General features: G+C 62.2%; 14 protein-coding genes and 1 tRNA gene. 7 read left to right on the top strand and 8 right to left on the bottom strand.

The window, feature by feature from the left end; translation table 11 throughout:
• The first annotated feature begins 147 nt into the window (after positions 1-147).
• Entirely contained in the window at positions 148-768 is a 621-nt protein-coding gene (locus AC2FMY_RS17325) for a LysE family translocator (protein ID WP_496807783.1), read from the top strand.
• A gap of 191 nt (positions 769-959) precedes the next feature.
• On the opposite strand, the gene AC2FMY_RS17320 is transcribed toward AC2FMY_RS17325, so the two are convergent.
• The 4 genes from AC2FMY_RS17320 to AC2FMY_RS17305 all read right to left on the bottom strand — a co-directional run bounded on the left by AC2FMY_RS17320 (position 960) and on the right by AC2FMY_RS17305 (position 3,126).
• On the bottom strand, positions 960-1,157 hold the full coding sequence (locus AC2FMY_RS17320) for a hypothetical protein (protein WP_496807782.1): 198 nt from the start codon (positions 1,155-1,157) through the stop codon (positions 960-962).
• A 709-nt stretch (positions 1,158-1,866) separates the two neighbouring features.
• A tRNA-Leu gene (locus tag AC2FMY_RS17315) sits at positions 1,867-1,951 on the bottom strand.
• Between the two features lie 89 nt (positions 1,952-2,040).
• Complete coding sequence (locus tag AC2FMY_RS17310) at positions 2,041-2,607, bottom strand: tetratricopeptide repeat protein (protein ID WP_496746937.1); 567 nt, start codon at positions 2,605-2,607, stop codon at positions 2,041-2,043.
• 30 nt (positions 2,608-2,637) lie between these two features.
• Positions 2,638-3,126 (bottom strand): Lrp/AsnC family transcriptional regulator, encoded by a 489-nt coding sequence (locus AC2FMY_RS17305; RefSeq protein ID WP_480749223.1) that lies wholly within the window; start codon positions 3,124-3,126, stop codon positions 2,638-2,640.
• Between the two features lie 103 nt (positions 3,127-3,229).
• Between AC2FMY_RS17305 and putA the strand changes: the two genes are divergently transcribed.
• Genes putA through AC2FMY_RS17290 form a run of 3 tightly spaced genes read left to right on the top strand, consistent with a single transcriptional unit; the run spans position 3,230 to position 7,781 of the window.
• Positions 3,230-6,634, top strand: coding sequence for a bifunctional proline dehydrogenase/L-glutamate gamma-semialdehyde dehydrogenase PutA (putA, locus tag AC2FMY_RS17300; RefSeq protein WP_496746932.1), 3,405 nt, complete (start codon positions 3,230-3,232; stop codon positions 6,632-6,634).
• Positions 6,635-6,675: 41 nt separating this feature from the next.
• The gene (locus tag AC2FMY_RS17295) at positions 6,676-7,419 is read left to right on the top strand and encodes a rhomboid family intramembrane serine protease (RefSeq protein WP_480749221.1); all 744 of its coding nucleotides are present in this window, start codon (positions 6,676-6,678) and stop codon (positions 7,417-7,419) included.
• Complete coding sequence (locus AC2FMY_RS17290) at positions 7,416-7,781, top strand: GFA family protein (protein ID WP_496807781.1); 366 nt, start codon at positions 7,416-7,418, stop codon at positions 7,779-7,781. The genes AC2FMY_RS17295 and AC2FMY_RS17290 overlap by 4 nt, the downstream gene beginning before the upstream one ends.
• 74 nt (positions 7,782-7,855) lie before the next feature.
• On the opposite strand, the gene AC2FMY_RS17285 is transcribed toward AC2FMY_RS17290, so the two are convergent.
• Positions 7,856-8,641 (bottom strand): inositol monophosphatase family protein, encoded by a 786-nt coding sequence (locus AC2FMY_RS17285; protein WP_496807780.1) that lies wholly within the window; start codon positions 8,639-8,641, stop codon positions 7,856-7,858.
• Positions 8,642-8,738: 97 nt separating this feature from the next.
• On the bottom strand, positions 8,739-9,644 hold the full coding sequence (locus AC2FMY_RS17280; RefSeq protein ID WP_480749218.1) for a LysR family transcriptional regulator: 906 nt from the start codon (positions 9,642-9,644) through the stop codon (positions 8,739-8,741).
• 97 nt (positions 9,645-9,741) lie between these two features.
• Here AC2FMY_RS17280 and metF point away from each other — a divergent pair, with 97 nt between their 5' ends.
• Both metF and AC2FMY_RS17270 read left to right on the top strand, forming a co-directional pair.
• Entirely contained in the window at positions 9,742-10,608 is an 867-nt protein-coding gene (gene metF, locus AC2FMY_RS17275; RefSeq protein ID WP_496746923.1) for a methylenetetrahydrofolate reductase [NAD(P)H], read from the top strand.
• Between the two features lie 61 nt (positions 10,609-10,669).
• Positions 10,670-11,155 (top strand): PaaI family thioesterase, encoded by a 486-nt coding sequence (locus tag AC2FMY_RS17270; protein WP_480749216.1) that lies wholly within the window; start codon positions 10,670-10,672, stop codon positions 11,153-11,155.
• A gap of 7 nt (positions 11,156-11,162) precedes the next feature.
• Here the strand turns inward: AC2FMY_RS17270 and AC2FMY_RS17265 are convergent, their stop codons facing one another.
• Together AC2FMY_RS17265 and AC2FMY_RS17260 are read right to left on the bottom strand one after the other, a co-directional pair.
• Complete coding sequence (locus tag AC2FMY_RS17265; protein WP_496746920.1) at positions 11,163-12,239, bottom strand: T6SS phospholipase effector Tle1-like catalytic domain-containing protein; 1,077 nt, start codon at positions 12,237-12,239, stop codon at positions 11,163-11,165.
• Positions 12,217-14,508, bottom strand: coding sequence for a xanthine dehydrogenase family protein molybdopterin-binding subunit (locus AC2FMY_RS17260; protein ID WP_496746917.1), 2,292 nt, complete (start codon positions 14,506-14,508; stop codon positions 12,217-12,219). The genes AC2FMY_RS17265 and AC2FMY_RS17260 overlap by 23 nt, the downstream gene beginning before the upstream one ends.
• Before the next feature lie 444 nt (positions 14,509-14,952).
• Between AC2FMY_RS17260 and AC2FMY_RS17255 the strand changes: the two genes are divergently transcribed.
• Positions 14,953-18,045, top strand: coding sequence for a valine--tRNA ligase (locus AC2FMY_RS17255; RefSeq protein ID WP_496807779.1), 3,093 nt, complete (start codon positions 14,953-14,955; stop codon positions 18,043-18,045).
• Positions 18,046-18,175 lie beyond the last annotated feature (130 nt).

Raw genomic sequence — 18,175 nt, 5'->3', positions numbered from 1 at the left:
GCTCTGACCGCCAGTCGGTGCCAGCCGCAGAGAATGGCGGCGCCGAGCCCAAAGTGCAGGATTGCTGCGATGAAGCGAATGTCTGGTGCTGGTTGCGCATCCGTCGGGAACAGACAATGCTAGACAGAGGAACAAGAGGCCTTTGAAATGAGCTTAGAAACTTGGTTGGCATATGTGGCTGCCTACACGATCCTGTCGCTCATTCCTGGGCCAAGTGTCTTGATGGTGATTGGTCAGTCGCTTTCCAAAGGTCTTGGTGCTGCGTTCCATTGCATCTTCGGTGACTTGCTCGGCGGTATTGTCGTGATGACGGTCGCCTATGTTGGGCTTGGAACGGTTCTGGCCACATCCAGCGAGGTCTTCCATATCATCAAATGGGCAGGCGTTGCCTACATGGCTTACCTCGGGCTGGCACAAATACTGGCAGCGCGGCGCATGGTCGAAAGCGATCTGGCCCGTGCACCCTCGGTTTCTCTCCGCTCGGGCAGCGTGCGAGCAGGATTTCTGACTGGTGTCCTGAACCCGAAAGCGATCCTGTTCTATGTTGCCTTCCTCGCCCAATTCATGAACCCAGCACATCCCATGGTGCCACAATTCCTGCTGTTAATGGCAACGTCGACGGTGGACGTTCTGATTGTCTTGGGTGGGTATGCGCTTCTGGCGGCGCAGGCGCGTAAGGTCTTCCAAAGCCTGCGCGCCAGAAAGCGGATGGGATACACTGGAGGATCGTTTCTTCTGGGCGGCTCTGCGTTGATGGCAACGAACTGAAAGCCGACATTCGTTCCGGAAATTGAACGGCAACTTCGTCCGCATAGCACCAGTTCCCCCAACTGCCGATATTGCTCTTGCAGCGAAAGTCCGGTCTGAGGAGCCGCACCGAAGCAACAACGGACGCTTGTCGAGGTCCAGTTGGCAGCGATCCACACCCAGCTCCGGGGACACCCGTCCCGGCACCGCAGTCAATCGGTGACTGAATGGCCATCGCGGCGCGGGAAGGCGACCATTTCGACGTCGGGGAACATGCTGTGTTTGACGTTGATCGACGTGATGTTGCCGCGGTCGTCGGTGTTGACGAAGAGCACGCCGCAGCGGTCCCAGAAGTTCTTGCCGTCTTTTTCACCGGATTTGACGTTCAGTTTCAGAGTTTGAGTAGCCATTTTTCGATCCTCACTTTGAGTGTTTCGATGAACATGACCAAAGCTGGCACCAAGGGACTGTCAGCGAGAAACTTGCCTCGCAAGGAATGCCCTGGCGCACGGGAACTTTCTTGTTGAAGCGGGGCTTGCACCGCGTCTGACACGGCTGCCTGCCTATGTTCAGCAATCGGAAACACGGCGTTGAGGATCTGGGTTCGGCACTAACAAACTGAACGGTCTCGTCATCCTGCGTCACAAGAACTGAGAACAAAAAAACCGCTGCGCCTTAACGGCTGTCACTCCTTCACTGCGGAACTTCAGTCGAATATGTTGTCAAAATCAGATGTGGATCCCTTACTGCGTCTTCTGACCAATAGTTCCAGGTCGAGGGCTGCCAGCAGCGCCAGGATCGTGCCCAACAACGGCGGCGAATGGATGATCGTGCACGGCTCAAGGCCAAACTGAGATCGAAGAGTTCGAAGCGTTGAAATTTTTCATGTGCCTTTTCAAAGAAGGTGCGCGACGTTCCCGACGATGAAATAGGAAACCAGGAATCAGGTCATCAAAAAATGACGCTCGACGAAAAGTGGAGCCCTTGGCCTTCACCCACCATGGATTTTCCAATTCAGGAGATCGAGAGTACAGATCGAGCATGAAGCGCCACACAAAAGGTGGGCTGAAAACAAGGAGATCCCTACAAATTATTGAAATACATTATTAATAATGTATTTGGTGCGGGCGGTGGGACTCGAACCCACACGGCACAAGGCCTTCGGATTTTAAGTCCGATATGTCTACCATTCCATCACGCCCGCATCGGCCTGTGGCTGAACAAGCTCTACTCAGTCACGGAAAGATGCTCAACGTGATATCGTGATGATCACCAAGATTTTTTCCGACCGTTTCAGATATCCTGCCCCTTTGGCGCCAGCGGCCCGCCCGGGGCGGCCAGTCCGCGCTCGGGCAGCCAGGGGTTCAGCTCCAGCGCCCTGGCCATGTCCCGCCGCGCCTCGTCGAACCGTTGCAGGCCCATCAGTGTCAGCGCGCGCCCGCTGATCGCCGCGATATGGCGCGGCGACAGTTCGATGGCACGGTCCAGATCGACAAGCGCCGCCGGGAAATCCTGCCGCAGAAAGTTGACAAAGGCGCGCTGATTGTACCCTTCGGCATAGTCCGGGCAATAATCGATCAACCGGTCGAAATCCTCGCGTGCGCCCAGCAGATCCCATGCCTCGCGCTTCGACATGCCGCGATCCAGAATCGCCTGCGACTGCTCGTTCGGCGCATCCGCCCAGAACTCCCACATCTGGTTCGAGATGGTCCGCGCCTCGGTCTCGTTCGGCGCATTCTGTATCTCGGCGATCAACCGCCCCAACCCCTCGGAATGGTCGGGCGCGTCAGGACAGGTTTCTGCCAGCACGGCGCTGGCGGCAAAGGCGGGCGCAACAAGCACGGAAAGAATGCGTTTCATGACCCAATGCTGACGCAACTCACGTCCGCGTCAACTCACATTTTCGAGCGAGCCCAGCAAACCCGCCTCTTTCACCGCTTCCATCGCCACGAAGGTCGAGGTGCTGGACACATGCGGCAACGAGGAAATCTTCTCGGCCATCACTGCGCGATATTCCGACATCGACCGTGTGCGCACCTTGAGCAGATAGTCGAAATTGCTTGCAATCATATGGGCTTGCTCGACCTCTCCGATCTTGCGAACCGCCGCGTTGAACTCGGCCAGCGCCTTTTCGCGTGTATCCGTCAGGCGCACCTCGACAAAGGCCACGTGATCCAGCCCCAGCCGGATCGGATCGATCAGCGCGCGATAGCCGGTGATGATCCCGTCCGCTTCCAGTTTCTTCAGCCGCGCCTGCGTCGGCGATTTCGAAAGGCCGATCCGCCGCGCCAGATCGGCAACCGAGATTCGCCCGTCCCCGGCCAGTGCCTTGAGAATGGCACGGTCGAAGCGGTCCAGGTCAGGCAAGTCGTTTTGCATCGTATTGCGTCCAAAAATCAGGTCATTGAACCAATATTAGCAACTCTTCGGGCGATTGTCCCGTATATCTCGCGGTATACTACGCAAAACGCCCGGAGAAACCATGAAACACGACCTGCGCTTGCTGATCGACAGCCAGACCTATGCCGATCAATCCGACATTCTGGCCGCCCTGACCAAACAGGCGGCCCTGACCCCCGCCGACCGCACCGCCATCTGTGGCTCTGCCGCTCAGCTGGTGCGCGACATCCGCTCCAGCACAGCGCCGGGGTTGATGGAGGTGTTTCTGGCCGAATACGGCCTGTCGACCGACGAAGGCATCGCCCTGATGTGCCTGGCCGAGGCGCTGCTGCGCGTGCCCGATGCCGACACTATCGACGCGCTGATCGAAGACAAGATCGCGCCGTCGGACTGGGGCAAGCATCTGGGCCATTCCTCGTCGTCGCTGGTCAACGCCTCAACCTGGGCGCTGATGCTGACCGGAAAGGTGCTGGATGAACGCAAGGCCGCCCCGGTCAGTGCCCTGCGCGGCGCGATCAAGCGTTTGGGCGAGCCGGTGATCCGCACCGCCGTGGGTCGCGCGATGAAGGAAATGGGTCGTCAGTTCGTGCTGGGCGAGACCATCCAGTCCGCCATGAAACGCGCCAGCGGGATGGAATCCAAGGGTTACACCTATTCCTACGACATGCTGGGCGAGGCCGCGCGCACCGAAAAGGATGCCGCCCGTTATCACCTGTCCTATTCGCGCGCCATTGCCGCCATTGCCGAGGCCTGCACCCACAAGGACATCCGCGAAAACCCCGGCATCTCGGTCAAGCTCTCGGCCCTGCATCCCCGCTATGAGGTGGCGCAGGAAAAACGCGTCATGGACGAGCTGGTACCCCGCCTGCGTGCGCTGGCGCTGCTGGCCAAGGCCGCCGGAATGGGCCTGAACGTGGACGCCGAAGAGGCCGACCGCCTGTCGCTGTCGCTGCAGGTGATCGAAGAGGTCATGGCCGAACCGGCGCTTGCGGGCTGGGACGGCTTCGGCATCGTGGTGCAGGCCTACGGCCCCCGCGCCGGGCTGGTTCTGGACACGCTCTACGAGATGGCCGAACGCCACGACCGCAAGCTGATGGTGCGACTGGTCAAGGGCGCCTATTGGGATACCGAGATCAAGCGCGCGCAGGTTGCCGGCATCGACGGCTTCCCCGTCTTCACCCAAAAGGCGGCAACCGACATCTCCTACATCGCCAATGCCCGCAAGTTGCTGGGCATGACCGACCGCATCTATCCACAGTTCGCCACCCACAACGCACACACCGTTTCGGCAATCCTGCACATGGCGCAGGACGGACAGCCATTCGAATTCCAGCGTCTGCACGGCATGGGCGAAACCCTGCACAGCCTGGTGAAAGACCGCCAGAACACCCGCTGCCGCATCTATGCGCCCGTCGGCGCGCATCGCGACCTCCTGGCCTATCTGGTGCGCCGTCTGCTGGAAAACGGCGCCAACAGCTCGTTCGTCAACCAGATCGTCGACGAAAACGTTCCCCCCGAAGAGGTCGCCGCCGATCCCTTTGACACCGTTCAGAAACCCGCAAAGAACCTGCCCAAAGGCCCCGAGCTGTTTGCCCCCGAGCGGGTCAACTCCAAGGGCTTCGACCTGCATCATGTACCCACTCTCGACCAGATCGAAAAGGCCCGCGCCCCGTGGCTGACGCACCAGTGGAATGCCGCTCCCCTGCTGGCGGACGCCGCTGCGCCCGAAGCCTCCAAGGACGTCACAAACCCCAATGACGGCGGCGTCATCGGCACCGTTTCCATGTGCAGCCCCGAAGATATCGAACTGGCGCTGGCCTCGGCCAACACGTGGGAGGCCACGCCAGACGAACGCGGCGCGATCCTGAACAGGGCCGCTGACCTGTACGAGGCGCATTTCGGCGAAATCTTTGCCATCCTCGCCCGCGAGGCCGGAAAATCCATCCCCGACGCCGTGGCCGAACTGCGCGAGGCAGTGGATTTCCTGCGCTACTACGGCGCCAACGCACCGACGGCCAAACCCGCCGGGATCTTCACCTGCATCAGCCCGTGGAACTTCCCGCTGGCCATCTTTACCGGACAGGTCGCGGCGGCGCTTGCCGCGGGCAACGCCGTGCTGGCCAAACCCGCTGACCAGACCCCGCTCATCGCCCACCGCGCGGTGCAACTGATGCACGAGGCGGGCGTGCCCCGTGCCACGCTGCAACTGATGCCTGGCCGTGGCAGCACCGTCGGCGCGGCGATCACCTCGGACCCGCGGGTGAACGGTGTGGCCTTCACCGGCTCGACCGCCACCGCCCTGCGCATCCGCAAGGCGATGGCCGAAAACCTGACCCCCGGCACACCGCTGATCGCCGAAACCGGCGGCCTCAACGCCATGATCGTCGACAGCACCGCCCTGCCCGAACAGGCGGTACAGGCTGTGATCGAAAGCGCCTTCCAGTCTGCGGGCCAGCGCTGTTCCGCCCTGCGCTGCCTCTATCTGCAAGAAGACATCGCAGATGACGTGCTGACCATGCTTCAGGGCGCGATGGACGCGCTCAAGGTCGGCAACCCCTGGAACCTTTCCACAGATTGCGGCCCCGTCATCGACGAAGGCGCGCGTCAGGGCATCGCCGATCACGTGGCCAAGGCCCGCACCGAAGGCCGCGTCCTGAAAGAGCTGGCCACACCACCCCAGGGCACCTTCATCGCCCCCACGATGATCGAGATCCCCGGCATTGCCGCGCTGGAAGAGGAAATCTTTGGCCCGGTCCTGCACGTGGCCCGGTTCAAATCGCATGAAATCGACAATGTCATCGCCGATATCAACGCCACCGGCTATGGCCTGACCTTCGGTCTGCAAACCCGCATCGACGACCGCGTGCAGCACGTGACCGAAGCGGTGCATGCGGGCAACATCTATGTCAACCGCAACCAGATCGGCGCCATCGTTGGCAGCCAGCCCTTCGGCGGCGAGGGGCTCTCGGGCACCGGCCCCAAGGCGGGCGGCCCGAACTATCTGGCCCGCTTCTGCGCCCCCGACCGCCGCAATGGCGGCGCGGCGTGGGCTACCGTCATGGCGGATCTGCCCAGGCCAACCGGCACACCGGCGGCGGTAAAGACCCATACGCTGCCCGGCCCGACCGGCGAGTCGAACCGGCTCAGTGAAATCCCGCGCGAACCGCTCCTGTGCCTCGGCCCCGACGCCGACACGGTGCGCCAGCAAGCCGAAAGTGTCTTTGCCCAGGGCGGCACCGCGATCTGCGCCACCGGCGCGCTCGACCTGCACAAGCTCGAACATATCCAGGGCATCTCGGGCGTCCTGTGGTGGGGCGACGATGAGACCGGGCGCGAGATAGAGCGTCACCTGGCCCGACGCGCCGGCCCGATCCTGCCGCTCATCCCCGGCAAGCCCGACCGCGCCCGCGTGGTGGGTGAACGCCACGTCTGCGTCGACACCACCGCCGCGGGCGGCAACGCGGCACTCCTGGGAGGTGCGGCATAACCTGACTTGACGCTGGGCCACGAAAGGCCCAGCGTCCCCCCATGATACCGATACGCGACCACAACCCGTCAGGGCGCACGCCTTATGTCGTCTACGCCCTGATCGCCGCCAATGTCCTGATTTTCCTCAGCTATGTGAGCATCATGGACAATGACCGGCTGCTCACCCGCTTTTTCTTCGACTATGCCGTCATTCCGGCGCGGGTGGCCGACGGCTATGGCCTGCAAACGCTGGTCACCTCGATGTTCCTGCATGGTGGCTGGATGCATCTGGCGGGCAACATGCTGTTCCTCTGGATCTTCGGCGACAACCTCGAAGACGAGATGGGCCATGTGCCGTTCCTGATTTTCTACCTCGCCAGCGGCATTGCGGCAGGGCTGGCGCATGTGGTCTCGGCGCCGGGCTCGCTGGTGCCCACCGTCGGCGCATCGGGGGCCATCGCCGGTGTCATGGGCGGCTACCTGCTGCTGTTTCCCCGGGCGCGCGTCGATATCCTGCTGATCCTGATCGTCTATGTCCGCATCATCACGATCCCGGCCTTCATCATGCTGGGCGTGTGGCTGGGCATGCAGTTCCTCGGCAGCCTCGCCTCCGACCCCGATCACGGAGGCGTCGCCTATTGGGCGCATTCGGGCGGCTTCGTGATCGGGCTGGTCTTCTGCATCCCGCTCTGGCTCAGGCGCGGCGGACGCCACTATTGGCAGCGCACGCACGGTCAGCCGCCCCACCCCGAACACGCTTACAAACTGTCCCGATCCCGCATTCCAAAGGTGCCCCGCCGATGACCCGCCTGAAAGCCACCTGCCATTGCGGCGCTGTCGAGATCGAGGCCGAGTTCCCGCAGAGCCTCGCTTCGGCTACCCGCTGCGACTGCTCCTTCTGCATCCGCCGGGGCGCTGCCGCCGTCACCGCCATCGCCGCTTCGCTCAAGGTTCTGAAAGGGGCCGACAACCTGACGCTCTACACCTGGGGCACGCATACGGCCAAACACCATTTCTGCAAGACCTGCGGCATCTATGTCTATCACCAGCGACGCGCAAACCCGGCCGAATGCGGCGTCAACCTGGGCTGTATCGAGGGCGGCAATCCCCGCACCCACGGCCCGATCCCGTGGACCGACGGCGTCAACCACCCGTCAGACCGCTAGGTCGCCCCCGCCGCTTCATCTTTTCGAAAATACTCCCGCCTGAGGCACCGATGCCCAGCATCGGTTTTTGCGGATCAGCCCCGGATCACCTTGGCGAAATGGTCGAAAATCGGCTCGTTGGCACAGATCACCTCACCATCCGACAAGATGCTGCCCTTGGGATCAAGCGGCTCGCACAGCCCGCCCGCCTCTTTCACGATGATGACGCCCGCTGCCAGATCCCAGGCGTTCAGACGACGTTCCCAGAAACCCTCGTACCGGCCCGCCGCCACATAGGCCATGTCCAGCGCCGCCGCACCCCAGCGCCGCACCCCGGCGCAAGCCGGCATCAGCCGCGCCAGATCCTGCAGCGTTGCCGGCAGATCGGACCGCCCGCCAAACGGCAGACCGGTGGCAAAGATCGATTCGATCATCCGCTGCCGGCCCGAAACGCGAATGCGCATGTCGTTCATCCACGCGCCCTCGCCCTTTTCGGCAAAGAACATCTCGTCCTTGGCGGCATCATAGATCACGCCCGACACGATCTTGCCCTTGTGCTCCAGCGCGATCGAGATCGCCCAGTGCGGCAGCCCGTGCAGAAAATTGGTGGTCCCGTCCAGCGGATCGACGATCCAGCGCCGGGTCGGATCTTCGCCCGCGATCCCGCCACCTTCCTCGGCCAGCCAGCCATAGGTCGGGCGCGCGCCCATCAGTTCCTCTTTCAGGATCTTCTCGGCGGCGATATCGGCCTTCGAAACGAAATCCCCCGCCCCTTTCATCGACACCTGCAGGTTCTCGACCTCACGAAAATCCTTGACCAGAGAACGGCCCGCCTTGCGCGCGGCCTTGATCATGATGTTGAGATTCGCACTGCCATTCATTGTCGTGGGGCTCCTGTCCGGTCAAACCGCGCGTATACTGGGGCAAGGCGGGCTTGCCAAGGGGCATGATGCGCATAGCTGCCCCCCGGTTTGCGCCCTATTGCGCCTGCAGTTTGCGCGCCTCGCTGCGCGCCAGTTTCACCAGTTCCTGAACGAACGGTTTTTCCAGGTCCTCCGAGCGCACCGCCGCATAAAGCCGCCGGGTTATACCATCGCTGGTAAGGGGCCGCGTGACATAGTCCGAGTTGTATTTCACCTCGCGAACGACCCAGTCCGGCAGCACCGAAATGCCCCGGTTCGACGCCACCAGCAACAGGATCACCGCCGTCAGCTCCACCTGCCGGATCGCCGCCGGCTCCACCCGCGCCGGGATCAGCAACTGGCTGAACACATCCAGCCTCGTGCGCTCCACCGGATAGGTGATCAGGGTCTGCCCCCGGAAATCCTCGGCCTCTATGAACGGTTTTTCGGCCAGCGGATGGGACGACGCCGCCACGAACACCGGATCATAGTCGAACAGTTCCACAAACTCGACCCCCGGTAGGTCCTCAGGATCCGAGGACACCACCAGATCGACCTCCTCCTTCTGCAGCGCGGGCAGCGCGTCAAAGGCCAGACCGGGCCGGATGTCCACATCCACATCCGGCCATGTCTTGCGAAACGCCTCCAGCACCGGGAACAGCCATTCGAAACAGGCGTGACATTCGATGGCGATATGCATCCGTCCCGTACGCCCGTCGCGCAGCGACGAAAACTCGGCCTGCATCGCCTCGACCTGCGGCAGGATCTGCTCGGCCAGCCGCAACAGGCGCAGCCCCGCCGCCGACAGTTTCATCGGCTTGGACCGCCGCAGAAACAGCTCGACCCCCGCCTGATCCTCCAACCCCTTGATCTGATGGCTTAAAGCCGACTGCGTGATGTTCAGTTGATCCGCCGCACGGGCCAGGCCGCCGCACTCATGAATGGCCTTGATGGTGCGGAGATGGCGAAATTCGATGTGCATTCTACAAAGTGACTCATGTTGTTCTTGAGTAATATGAGTTTGTCTCACAAAGCGTACCATGCAACAAGGGATCAAATTCTTAGCGATGAGAAAACTGATGACCGCGCCAAAAGTCTCCTTTGAGTTCTTTCCGCCCAAAACCCTCGAGGCTTCTTTCCGCCTTTGGGATACCGTGCACACACTCGCTCCGCTCGACCCGCGATTCGTCTCGGTCACCTACGGTGCCTGCGGCACCACCCGCGAGCTGACCCGCGATGCGGTGTCCACGCTGCACAAGACCTCGGGGCTGAACGTGGCGGCTCATCTGACCTGCGTGCGCGCGACCAAAGAGGAAACTTTGGCCATCGCCGACAGCTTTGCCGAGGTCGGCGTGACCGACATCGTCGCCCTGCGCGGCGACCCACCGGCGGGCGAGGGCCGGTTCGAACCCCATCCCGGCGGTTTTGCCCATTCAGTCGAACTGATCGAGGCGCTGGCAGATACCGGCAAGTTCACCATCCGTGTCGGCGCCTATCCCGACAAGCACCCCGAAGCCGACAGCCATGACGCCAATGTCGACTGGCTCAAGGCCAAGCTGGATGCCGGCGCCGACGAGGCGCTGACCCAGTTCTTCTTCGAGGCGGAGACATTTTTCCGCTTCCGCGACGCCTGCGCCAAGGCGGGCATCGACAAGCAGATCACGCCGGGCATCCTGCCCATCGAGAACTGGAAAGGCGCGCGCAATTTCGCCCGCCGCTGCGGCGCCAACATCCCGGCCTGGGTCGAGGATGCCTTTGAAAAGGCGATGCGCGACAACCGCGAAGACCTGCTGGCGACAGTATTGTGCACCGAGCTGTGCACCGACCTGATCGAGGGCGGCGTCGACAAGCTGCATTTCTATACGCTGAACCGCCCCGAATTGACCCGCGATGTGTGCCACGCACTTGGCGTCACACCAAAGGTTGAACTGCAGAACGTGGCGTAAACCTTGCCCGCAAAAACCTGACTGCTAGCGTTCCCCGGACACCCCGAGGGAACGCAGACGCATGTATTACGCCAAAGACTTCAACGAACTTCTGGGGCCAGCGGATATGGCCACCATGTCCGGGCTGGAATTCCTTCAGGGCATGCTCGAGGGCAAGCTGCCCGCGCCCCCCATCGCCAGAACGCTGGGATACGAACTCTACGCTGCCGAGGAAGGCCGCGTCGCCTTTCGCGGAACGCCCACGATGGAGGTCTGCAATCCGCTCGGCTCGGTTCACGGCGGCTGGTACGGCACCTTGCTCGACAGTGCCATGGCCTGCGCCGTTCAGTCCTGCGTTCCCCGTGGTGCGGCCTATACGACGCTCGAATACAAGATCAACATCCTGCGCGGCATTCCTCTGGGCACCGAAATCGAATGCGTCGGCGTGACCGATCACGTCGGCCGCTCGACCGGCGTGGCGCATGGCGAAATCCGCGGCATCGAGGATGGGCGGCTTTACGCAACCGGCTCGACCACCTGTATCGTTTTGAACCTGCCGCGCGGCTGAACGGCACCTATTGCGCCGGGTGTGAGTGTGCCTCGGGCACATGTGCCCAGTTCGGCAGGGTCTCGGGCCGGACGCTTTCATGCAACCGCTCCGACCGGTCGGCACCCACGGTACGGTGGCTGCGCAAAAGGAATATCTTGCCCCAGCCGCGCCATGTCCCGGCAGACGGCGCAGTGGGATCGGTCGGGAACCGCCGGCGCCATCCCTCGGGCAGCGGCAACCCATGCTCTTCGGCCCGATCCAGCATCCAGACCAGCGAGATATTTGCCAGCGGCCGCGCCGCCTCGTACCCGCCAAGCTGGCCGCCGACATCCCCATGGGTGCCCCGGAACCAGACCTGTTCCACATGCCCTTCGAAATCCGCCGATGTGTCCCACAAAACGGGCATGAAAACCTCGCGCGTTTCATCCAGCGCCAGCGCGTGATAACCGTGGCGCACGCTGGAGCCCAACTGGTGGTTGTGGAACGCATGCCGCTCCTCAGCCCAGCGCCACAGCAGCGGCAAACGCATGCCCAGCGCCTTGACCGTATCCCAGACGCCAATCATCTCGATGGTGATCTCTTCGTGACAGAACCGGTGCCGGAATTCAGCCGCATGGGTGCCGAACACGTTGCATTCATAGTGGCGATAGGCCTGCTTGATGTTTCTTTCGGTCGCATGCTCGGCCCTGAGCAGCCCGATCATCTGAATGACCCCCGCAAGGCTGCGCACCCCATAGGCGCCGCGCGAATAGCCGATCAGATAGATCTTGTCGCCGGGTTTGTACCGCGATGCGAGATAGCCATAGGCGCGCCGGATCTGCCGGTTGATGCCCCGTCCCATCATCACGTCCGGTGTGGTCTTCCAGCTTTTCCACTGAACACCGGACTCATAGAACACCGATACCCGCCCACCCATCTCGCAGCACAGCCGATAGGCCTGGCCCGCATGGGTTTCGTGCCCCGGCTCCAGCGTCGACATGGTGCCGTCCAGAATGATCACATGCGCCTGCGGTTCGCGATGCCGCGTCTCCTTGGAATGCTCCGACCGCAGCGGCCGCCCAAGCCATCCCAGAATTTTCCTACTTAGCCGCGACAGAACCATGTGTCAGCAAATCCCAAACCTTGTGCGGCGTGAACGGCATATCGGCCTGTCTCACCCCGCAGTCCCAGAGCGCATCCTGAACCGCGTTTGCGACCGCGGCCAGCGCCCCCACCGTTCCGGCCTCGCCACAGCCCTTCATCCCCATCGGGTTGGCCGTCGACGGAACCGGAACCGAGGTAAACTGAATCATGGGTACGTCAACGGCCCGTGGCAAGGCATAGTCCATGAACGTTGCCGTGAGCAGTTGCCCGTCCGCATCATGCACCACATGCTCGCACAGCGCCTGTCCGATCCCCTGCGCCACCCCGCCATGCACCTGCCCCTCGGCCAGCATCGGGTTGATCAGGTTGCCAAAATCATCGACGACCGTATAGCGGTCTACGGTCACGAAGCCGGTGAAGGAATCGATCACAACCTCGGCAACATGCGCCCCGTTGGGATAGCTGCGCCCCGGCAGTTTCGCCCGCGCCGCATGGCTCAGCAGGTCTTTGCGACCATCCTCGCGCGCCATCGCCGCAGCCTCCAGCAGTGTCGGGGTCAGATTCGACCCGGCGGCACGGAAGGTTTCGTGATCAAAGCTCACCTCATCCTCCTTCACCCCCATCTTATCCGCCAGATAGGGCATGAATGCGGCAACCATCTGATCAACCGTGACAAGCGTTGCATGGCTCTGCGTGGTGACTGAACGCGACCCGCCGGTGCCGCCTCCCTGCCCGATCCGGTCACTGTCGCCCTGCACCACCCTGATCCGGTCCATCGGGATGCCGGTCTGATCCGACAAAAAGCTGGCAAAGGCCGTCTCGTGCCCCTGCCCGTTCGATTGCGTGCCGACAAAAAGGCTCACCGTACCATCCGAATTGAACTCAACCTTCGCCCCTTCCGAAGGATCGCCCAGAATACTTTCGATATAGTAACACAGGCCCTGCCCCCGCAGCAGGCCACGTTCAAGATCCGCCGCCTTTCGCGCCTCGAACCCCTGAACCTGATCCTGCGCTCGGCCCAGAACCATGTCGAACGCGCCCACATCATAGGTCTCCCCCGTCGCGGTCCTGTACGGAAACGCCTCGGGCCGGATGAAGTTTTTCCGCCGCAACTCCCAGGGATCGATGCCAAGCTCGCGTGCGGCGCGGTCGATGACACGTTCCAGAACGTAGATCGCCTCGGGCCGCCCCGCCCCGCGATAGGCATCGACCTGCGTGGTGTTGGTGTAAAAGCCCTGGACCTGCAGCCACACGTTCTGGACGTCGTAGACCCCCATCATCACCCGGCTGAACAGATTGGTCTGGATCGCCTGTGCAAAATGGCTGTTATAGGCCCCCAGATTGCACCGCGTTCGTACGCGATAGGCAGTGATCCTGTAATCCGCGTCAAAGGCCAGCTCCGCCAGCGATGTCAGGTCGCGCCCGTGATTGTCGCTCAGCATCGCTTCGGTCCGCTCCGACATCCAGAACACCGGTCGCCCCGTCAACCGGGCCGCCGCCGCCACCACGAAATACTCGGGATAAGGCATCGCCTTCATTCCGAACCCACCGCCGACATCCGGGATGGTGACATGCACCGCCTCGCTTTCCAGTCCCAGCTTCTCGGCCAGTTGCGCCTTCATCCCCCAGACGCCCTGCCCGCCAAAGGCAAAATGCAGCCGCCCGTCCCGCCAATCGGCATGACAGCCACGCGGTTCCAGCGAATTCACGATCACCCGGTTGTCGTGAACGCTCAGCGCAACCTTGTGCGCCGCATCCCGAAACGCGGCCTCGGTCCCCGCTTCGTCGCCCGTACCCCAATCAAACGCCCGGTTGTCGGGGGCTTCGGCATGGATCACCTCGCCGCCCGGCGCCACATCCATCTTGGCGGGCAGATCCTCGGTCTCCATCCAGATCGCCTCGACCGCATCGCGCGCCTGCTCCGGTGTTTCGGCAAACACGACGGCAACCGGTTCACCCACGAACCGGACCCGATCCGCCGCCAGCATATGCCGCTCGGGCGCGGCCCCCTTGCTCCCGTCGCGGTTGGTCAGAACGGTTGCACTCATCGCCGTGTTCACGCCCGCCGCCTTCAGGTCCCGCAGCGCCATGACCAGATGAACCCCCTCCATCCCGCGCGCGGCGTCCAGATCCAGCGCCGTGATGACCGCATGGGCCACGGAACTTCGGAAAAAGGCGGCGTAAAGCGCATGCTCGGGAACGGAATCCTCCAGATACGCGCCGCCGCCGGTCAGAAACCGGATATCCTCGATCCGTGCGACCGGCTGGCTTTTTCCGAATTTCTCCATGATGCGCCCCTTCCAAACAGTTCAGATCGCGACCCTAGCTCGTGCTGCGCGCATGTCCAGTGCACCAATTGTGCGCCTGCGGCGCGCTTGTTTGGATTTTTCATTAAGCAACCCGGACACAGCCAGCCTGAGGCATGCACATCCAGAAAATGCAGGCCGAAGCGCCCTTGCCGCCAGCCGTCCGAACGTAGGAGGGACATCCCCGCCAGCACGCAAAGGCCGCTTCTTCCTGGTGCGGCCATCGGCTTTCCAGCCTGTACCGCCCGCCCAGGCTGCGGCGATTCTAGTTAACAAACCGTTGCGGCTTCTTTCTGGACATGAATACCCAAATCCCGCCCGTGCCGCCCGCACCGCGCCCCGAAGGCAAAGAAAACGCCTTTGCCGCCTTTTCCTTCGCGCCTTCATTGGGTAATTGGACCCTCGATTGACGAAGGGATCACCACCATGGCGATGGAAAAGACGTTCAACGCGGCCGAAGCCGAGGCCCGCATCTACAAGGCCTGGGAACAGGCGGGCGCCTTCAAGGCGGGCGCGAACAGATCGCGCGACGAAAGCTTTACCATCATGATCCCGCCACCCAACGTCACCGGTGCGCTGCACGTGGGTCATGCCTTCAACAACACGCTGCAGGATATCCTGATCCGCTGGCACCGGATGCGCGGCTTCGACACGCTCTGGCAGCCCGGTCAGGACCACGCGGGCATCGCCACCCAGATGCAGGTGGAAAAGATGCTCGCGGCGCAGGGCAACGAAGGTCGGCGCGAGTTGGGACGCGAGAAATTCCTTGAAAAAGTCTGGGAGTGGAAGGGCGAATACGGCGGCACGATCATTGAACAACTCAAGCGTCTGGGCAGCAGCTGCGACTGGTCGCGCAACGCCTTTACCATGGCGGGCGCGCCGGGTGACCCGCGCACCGGGCACGAAAATTCACCCAACTTCCATGATGCCGTTATCAAGGTCTTCGTCGACATGTACGATAAGGGCCTGATCTATCGCGGCAAGCGTCTGGTCAACTGGGACCCGCATTTCGAGACCGCGATCTCGGACCTCGAGGTCGAGAATATCGAGGTCGCCGGCCACATGTGGCACTTCAAATACCCGCTGGCAGGCGGCGCGACCTACACTTACGTGGAAAAGGACGAGGACGGCAACGTCATCCTCGAAGAGGAACGCGACTACATCTCCATCGCCACCACCCGCCCCGAGACCATGCTGGGCGACGGCGCGGTCGCGGTGCACCCCTCGGATGAACGCTATGCGCCCATCGTCGGCCAGCTGTGCGAGATTCCGGTTGGCCCGAAAGAGCACCGCCGCCAGATCCCGATCATCACCGACGACTACCCCGATCCGACCTTCGGCTCGGGCGCGGTCAAGATCACCGGCGCGCATGACTTCAACGACTACGCGGTCGCCAAGCGCGGCAACATCCCCTGCTATCGCCTGATGGATACGCGCGGCGCGATGCGGGCCGATGGTGCGCCTTACGCCGAGGAGGCGGGCAAGGCGCAGGAATACGCGCGCGGGCGCGAATTCACCGAAAACGAGATCGACGCCATCAACCTCGTCCCCGATCACCTGCGCGGCCTCGACCGGTTCGAGGCGCGCGCAAAAGTGGTCGAAGAGATAACCGCAGAAGGTCTGGCCGTCATGACCCGTGCGGATGATCCGCGGCTTGGGCAAAGCCGGGTTGAAGCCCAGCCCACGGAAGACGAAGACGATAGGCCGGGCTTCAGCCCGGCACTCGTCCCGCTGGTCGAAAGCAAACCGATCATGCAGCCCTTTGGCGACCGGTCCAAGGTGGTCATTGAACCGATGTTCACCGACCAGTGGTTCGTGGACGCCGCCAAGGTCGTCGGCCCCGCGCTGGACGCCGTGAAGGACGGCACCGTCAAGATCATCCCGGAAAGCGGTGAAAAGACCTATTACCACTGGCTGGAAAACATCGAACCGTGGTGCATCTCGCGCCAGCTGTGGTGGGGGCACCAGATACCGGTTTGGTATGGGCCGAAGGACTTACCAACCGATGACCAAGACAACACAATTCAAGGCAACTTTGAATTCTTCTGTGCTGCAAGCGAAGCTGAAGCTGTAGAGAAAGCAAAGGCACATTACGGCAGTGATTGGAACATCGTCGCAGAGGCTGCGGACAACATAAGAACGCGCGTTTCATTCAACCACTCGTCCGGGCTGAAGACAATCACTCTTGGCCGCGATCCCGACGTCCTTGACACGTGGTTCTCGTCCGGCCTCTGGCCCATCGGCACGCTAGGCTGGCCCGAGCAAACCGAAGAGATGGAACGCTACTTCCCCACGGACGTTCTGATCACCGGCTTCGACATCCTGTTCTTCTGGGTCGCCCGGATGATGATGATGCAACTGGCCGTGGTGAACGAGGTTCCGTTCCACACCGTCTACCTGCACCAGCTCGTCCGCGACGAGAAGGGCAAGAAGATGTCCAAGACCACCGGCAACGTCATCGACCCGCTGGAGATCGTCGACGAATTCGGCGCCGACGCGCTGCGGTTCACCAACGCCTCGATGGCGGCAATCGGCGGCGTGCTGAAACTGTCCCGCGAGCGCATCACCGGCTATCGCAACTTCGGCACCAAGCTGTGGAACGCCGTCCGCTTTGCCGAAATGAACGGCGTCTACGATGGTACAATTCGCACAGTCGGGTCTCTGGAACAGGTACAAAATGCACAATTCGCGGTAAACCGCTGGATCATCGGCGAAACCGCCCGCGTGCGGGAAGAGGTTGACGCCGCACTAGACACCTACCGCTTCAACGACGCTGCCAACGCCTTGTACGCTTTCGTCTGGGGCAAGGTCTGCGACTGGTACGTGGAATTGTCCAAGCCTCTTTTGCAAGGCGAAGACACCGCCGCACAGGAAGAAACCCGCGCCACCATGGCCTGGGTCATGGACCAGTGCATGATCCTCTTGCACCCGATCATGCCCTTTGTCACCGAAGAGCTTTGGGGTCTCACCGCCGAGCGCGCCAAGATGCTGGTTCATGCCGACTGGCCCGATTACAAGGCCGCCGACCTGATCGACGAGGCCGCCGATCGCGAGATGAACTGGGTCATTTCTGTGATCGAGAATACCCGCTCGGCCCGCGCCCAGATGCGCGTGCCCGCTGGTCTCTATGTCCCTATGATCGTTACGGAAATCGACGATCATGGGCAGGCGGCATGGGACCGGAACGAGGCGCTGATCAAGCGTCTGGCGCGCATCGACAGCCTGACAAAGGCGGATACGCTGCCCAAGGGCACCATCTCGATCACCGCCCCCGGAGCCTCCTTCGGCCTGCCGCTGGCGGACATCATCGACATCGGTGCCGAAAAGGACCGGCTGGAAAAGGCCAAGGGCAAACTTTCCAAGGAACTGGGGGGCCTGCGCGGTCGCCTGAACAACCCCAAATTCGTGGCCTCGGCCCCGGAAGAGGTGGTGGAAGAGGCCAAGGCCAACCTCGCCGCCCGCGAAGAGGAAGAGGCACGGATCGACGAGGCGCTGGCCCGTCTGGCAGAAATCGCCTGATCTCTTCATCTTTTCGAAAATCCTCAAATCCCCCGCCAAGGCCCGCGGGGGATTTTTGTTTCTGTGCTGACACTTAGCCTTGCTTGTCGCCGTTTTCGGTTGCTATCCTGTTGTATCCGTTCCGAGGTAT

It is taken from the genome of Ruegeria sp. YKSE079, assembly GCF_059612845.1.
Note: the sequence above shows the minus strand (reverse complement) of the source record. Positions and strands in the feature narration are given on the sequence as shown.